Origin of the sequence: Acinetobacter sp. UBA3132 (assembly GCF_002364825.1) — a bacterium.
Classification (GTDB): Bacteria; Pseudomonadota; Gammaproteobacteria; order Pseudomonadales; family Moraxellaceae; genus Acinetobacter; species Acinetobacter schindleri.
Window position 1 is genome coordinate 1 of the sequence record NZ_DEZM01000004.1, and the last position, 5,234, is coordinate 5,234.

Genomic DNA, 5,234 nt, shown 5'->3' on the forward strand with positions numbered 1-5,234 from the left:
TACATTCTACACATTATAAACGTTTACGTTTTGCAGCGAGGATTTGTGACTGGCGCATACGGAAGCCTTCTTTTTGCTTCTCAGTTGTTTTGTCAATACAGTACACACAAGATACACCGTGTTCATAGCTTGGTAATGCTGCTTCCTCCGGAGTTAGCGGCCAGCCACATGCATGACATTTAGTATTTTGACCTTCTTCCATACCATGAGTCACGGCAGTACGACCATCAAATACGAAACATTCACCTTCCCACAGGCTCTCTTCGGGTGGGGTTTCTTCCAGGTATTTCAAAATACCACCTTTCAGATGATAAACCTCAGTAAAGCCTTCTTGAAGAAGTAAAGAGGTTGATTTTTCACAGCGGATCCCGCCTGTACAGAACATGGCAATTTTCTTGTCTTTGTGCTGTTCCAGATTCTGTTTTACGTATTCCGGGAATTCGCGGAAAGTTTCAGTTTTCGGGTCAATCGCACCCTTAAATGTACCGGCCTTGTATTCGTAGTCATTACGGGTATCGACCAGAATCACGTCATCACGCGCAATCAGCTCGTTCCATTCTTCAGGATCAAGGTAATGACCGACAAGATCACGTGGCTTAACAGGTACCCCTAACGTCACGATTTCTTTCTTCAGTTTGATCTTCATTTTACGGAATGGCTTGTCAGAGCTATGAGACTCCTTGTATTCCATTTCGTTGAAGCCTTCGTTTAGAAGGAACTGATGTACTTTGTCGATGGCTTTACGGTTACCTGCAACGGTACCGTTAATGCCTTCGCCTGCCACAATTAGAGTACCGCAAAGGTCGATGGTTTTTACCAGGTCAAGGAGGCGTTGCTGAAGACCTGCGGGGTCTTGAACTTCCTTAAATTGATAAAGTGCGGCAACAACCCAACCAGTCGTCGCTTGCTGTTCTACAGGTGCAAGCTGTTCTACAGTAGCGTTCATGGAATACTCCAACGTAGCATGATATTTGAAAGGCGCACATTTTAACGTGATTTGCATGATTATGCGAGTAAAACCCATAGCATTTATAGGGACTTCAATTCATGCAGGAGAGCGTGTATAGTCTTGCCCGACCCGGTATTATTACAGACCTGCCTGTGCTGAAATGATCAGCAATGTTGGAGTAAGTTTTGAGTTCAGATCGTCGTATTGCATCTTTAACCCCATGTGCAGGGCGTTGCTCGACCGTATTTGGTGATGCGGTATGTCGCGGTTGTCGCCGTTTTAATCATGAAGTGATTCAGTGGAATACCTATACGGCTGAACAGCATAACGCAGTATGGCAACGTCTGGATGCTCAACTTGATCAGATTCTAGTCCCGATGCTGCCTCTGGCAGATATGGCCCATGTCGAGAAATTTGTATTGTCCAAGCGGGTGCGGTTGCGTGATGATGCCAGTAAAGGGCGTAAGCTCTATCATGCATTAAAATTGTGTGAAAAAAACCGGCATTTGACTGATGAGAGTGGCCTAGGCATTCATTACAAACAGGTACGTCCGATTTGGGATGAATTTGAACGTCGAGTATTGGCATTGGCAAAAGCCAGTTATGATCTGGCATTCTTGCGTGCTGATGGGATGAGTCAGCATCTGATCCAGATGGAAGAAGAGGACGAGTAGGTCCTCTTTTTTTTATACTGACTATATTAGACAAGGAGGAATGGGGTGAATATTACCGAATATCTGCTGTATTGTCTGGCCGTAGTAATCATGATCGCGACACCCGGGCCAGTAATGTTACTGGTCGCTAGTGCCGGGCTCAAAGGCGGCTATAAGCATGCCTTGCAGACTATTTTCGGGACTAACTTTGCCTCACTGGTTCTGATTGGTTTATCCATTCTCAGTCTAAAAGGTCTTCTGGTTGTTAACGAAAGTTGGCTGAATGGCATTAAGCTACTTGGCTGTTTGTATATTGCCTGGCTGGGAATTCAGATTTTCAGGGAAGTCTGGCAAGGGCAGGGATCAACTGGACCACAAAACCTGCAGCCCGTACAGGGCGGCTTTCGTACCGGTTTTCTGGTAGGTATTTCTAATCCCAAGGATATTATTTTCTTTGCCGCCTTTTTCCCGCAATTTATAGGCATTAGCCCAAACCTCGATTTAAGCTTGGTGATTCTGACAATTAGCTGGATTGTTCTGGACTTCCTCACCCTGTCACTGGTGTATCTGGGGTTTCAGCGATTATCTGGGTCTCAGCTTTATCCGCATTTACTGGGGCTATGCGGCTTGATCTTGTTAATGGTTGCACTGTATGGAATTTATTCCATCTTCAGTTAATTCAATCAATATACATGACACAAAAAATCCCGAACCAAATGCCGGGATTTTCTTTTTAAATAGACTTATATATTGTGTTGCTGGCGATACTTTACCAGTTCGTCAATAGTAATTACGATTAGTTGATGCGTCTGTGCATATGACAGAACCTGAATACCAGAAGCCATGCTGCCATCCGGATTAGTCAGTTCACACAACACGCCGGCAGGTTTTAAACCAGCCAGACGCGCAAGGTCAATAGTACCTTCAGTATGACCACGCCGGGTTAAGACACCACCTTCACGGGCGCGTAATGGGAATACATGACCAGGACGATTCAGATCACTGGCAACTGCCCCGTCTTTAATCGCTGTTTTAATTGTAGTCGTGCGGTCTTTGGCAGAAACACCGGTTGTTACACCCTCTGCTGCTTCGATACTTACAGTAAAGGCAGTTTTAAACTGACTAGAGTTATCTTGTACCATTGGTGGCAACTCTAAATGATTTGCCAGCTCATCGGTCAGACATAAGCAAACGATGCCTGAACCATCACGAATCATACGCGCCATGGTTTCTACAGTTAAAGTTTCAGCTGCCACAATCAGATCGGCTTCATTTTCACGGTCAAAATCATCCATGACCAGGACAGGTTTGCCTTGGCGGAGATCTTCGAGTGCCTGAAGGATACGTTGTTCAGCAGGGGCTAAAGCAGAAAAGAAAATTTCGGGTTGAATCAAACTTGACATTGAAATGCTCACCTAAAGTAAAAATATGATTGAACATTTCAGGACTGAGTGAAAATAGGCTTATAGCAAAAACAGGTGTATGCACGGCATACAGCCTTGGTGCTGCTTTCGTCTTCTTTCATCCGGACTATACCGTCGGCTCTGGATTTGCACCAGATCTGCAGATCAATCGAAATTGACCGCTCGTGGGCTGATTCAAGCCTGATTATAACAAGCTGAAATTACCACCGGTGGGGAATCACACCCCGCCCTGAAGCGATGTAGGATCATTATAGTCCTGATTTTAAAAAAATGGGATGGTTGAAATGGAAAGTAATTTGCAGAATTTTAGATAAACAAAACAGATAATCTGAATTACCCAGGTTTTTAGCAAAATAGCGGAAACATGCTATGGTGTGAGGAAGATTAGAAATCCTTCAATCATTCTAACAATGCATAAAACTGAACTGATTCGAAATAATCAATTTTCGCCCTTGCTGTTCTGCAATGTAGAAGTACTACGTTATTTAAAAATCTTGGGCTTGGCACTCATCACGGTCAGTTTGCTGTATTTAATGGCAGCGAACTGGTGGATGCTACCGGATCCGGTTCAGCTGGCAATCCCGATGCTGATTTTATTCTGTAGTGCAGTAGCAAGTATTTACTTCGACCAGCAGGAATGGGTGAGACAGAGTCTGGATACAGTATCTGGTCTCATGCTGGGTTTAAGTCTGGCAGTGATTGGGCAGATTTATCAAACTGGCGCAGATAGTTATCTGTTATTTCTGCTCTGGTCAGCCTTGCTCTTACCATGGCTCTATCACTCCAATATTGGCATTTTTATCATGCTTTGCGTAGTGAGCCAGCTGACGTTGTATCTGTATTTTAAGCAAAGCTCCTGGATGGGAAGAGCAGAAGGGCTGTATTTATTTGGTCTAAATTTGCTGACCGTACTTAGCTTTGCGTATGCCATGCGCTATTACTCGCTGCTACGTTTTCTGTTTATCACATTTGTGATCGTGATTTCGATCAGCAGCATGATGCAGTTTATCCATCACTCTAAGCTGATCTATTTAGCTTCTTCAGTTATTTTGCCGACAGGTGCCGCATTTTATTTTTATAGGAAACATCAGGCGCTAGAAGCCATTCTTCTCATTGCAGGTTTGGCTGCCAGTGTGAGCTTCTGGGTATTTGAACTGGTTGAAAATCAACTGACCAATTCAGCTACTGGACTATTTGTGCTAGCTGTGCTGATTTTTGGCTGGTTTGCCTTAATTAGTTTTGCTTTAAATAGAATTTTTCCAGAAACCAAATTCTCCGTGATTCCTCTGGCACTCGGTGCCTGGATTTCCGGGATTATTCTTGCAGTCCTGTTACTGACTTACTGGGAAGCATTTTCGATCTTAATGGGGATTATTTTTATAGGTATTGCCTGGCAACTGCTGGGTCAGCAGGCTTCAGTTTTTATGCACCAGTTTGCGTATTGCTTGTGGATCTGTGGTCAGGCAGCAGTTTTAATTCATACAGAACTGCTCACCGACAGTATGGTTGTAGTCTGGCTGTTACAATTACTAATGCTGGGGCTTGCTGTAATCAAACGGATGCACTGGTCTATTCTGACCCTACAGCTGCTGATTACGCATGCATTAGCAATCGTGGTTCTGATCTTGGAAAATTCTTTTAAACATGATGACATGGTGATCAGTATCATACTCAGCTTGAACTATGTCATTTTCATCGGACTATTCCTAACAGCTCGTTATTGGCAATCTTCGCATTATCAGAAAAGTATCTTTCTCTGGATGATCGCCATGCTGACAGGTTCAGCGGTGGTTCAGGCGCTAACTGGATTGGAGCATTGGCAGAGCATCGGACAGATCAGCTTTGAGCAAGTCTTGCTATTTTATATTCTTCCGAGCTTATTGTTGTTCAGTTTTATTTGGCAAAACTGGCAACAATTTTCTGAAAAATGGCTGTGGTTAATTCCGGTTCTGGGTTTATTACTGATCCTGCTGGGCTATTTTGAAATTTTTATCATTATGCTGCTCATGGCTTGGGCTGTAGTCTATCAGCAACGAATGATTCAAGCCCTATCGATTTTATTGCTGATCTTTTGGTTATGGATGCTGTATTACAATCTGGGGCTGAGCTTGCTGGTAAACAGCCTCACGATTTTCATCTCAGGTCTCATGGTTTGGTGCATGGGCTATGGCTTAAAGCAGGTAAGGATTAGATCTGGTCAGGAGGAAA

General features: G+C 43.8%; 5 protein-coding genes and 1 riboswitch. Of the genes, 3 read left to right on the forward strand and 2 right to left on the reverse strand.

What is annotated here, in order from left to right:
• Window positions 1–13 precede the first annotated feature (13 nt).
• A complete protein-coding gene (locus B4033_RS00115) occupies window positions 14–946 on the reverse strand; it encodes a rhodanese-related sulfurtransferase (protein WP_286830983.1) in 933 nt (310 codons plus the stop codon).
• A 188-nt stretch (window positions 947–1,134) separates the two neighbouring features.
• Between B4033_RS00115 and B4033_RS00120 the strand changes: the two genes are divergently transcribed.
• Complete coding sequence (locus tag B4033_RS00120) at window positions 1,135–1,623, forward strand: DUF1289 domain-containing protein (protein WP_005222926.1); 489 nt, start codon at window positions 1,135–1,137, stop codon at window positions 1,621–1,623.
• A gap of 45 nt (window positions 1,624–1,668) precedes the next feature.
• Entirely contained in the window at window positions 1,669–2,280 is a 612-nt protein-coding gene (locus B4033_RS00125; protein WP_286830986.1) for a LysE family translocator, read from the forward strand.
• A 65-nt stretch (window positions 2,281–2,345) separates the two neighbouring features.
• Here B4033_RS00125 and ribB read toward each other — a convergent pair whose 3' ends face one another.
• Window positions 2,346–3,005, reverse strand: a complete 660-nt coding sequence (ribB, locus tag B4033_RS00130; protein ID WP_004814903.1) for a 3,4-dihydroxy-2-butanone-4-phosphate synthase — start codon at window positions 3,003–3,005, stop codon at window positions 2,346–2,348.
• A gap of 106 nt (window positions 3,006–3,111) precedes the next feature.
• Window positions 3,112–3,266, reverse strand: a riboswitch (FMN riboswitch).
• Between the two features lie 170 nt (window positions 3,267–3,436).
• Between ribB and B4033_RS00135 the strand changes: the two genes are divergently transcribed.
• A partial coding sequence (locus B4033_RS00135; protein ID WP_286830990.1) for a DUF2157 domain-containing protein occupies window positions 3,437–5,234 on the forward strand: 1,798 nt, incomplete at its 3' end.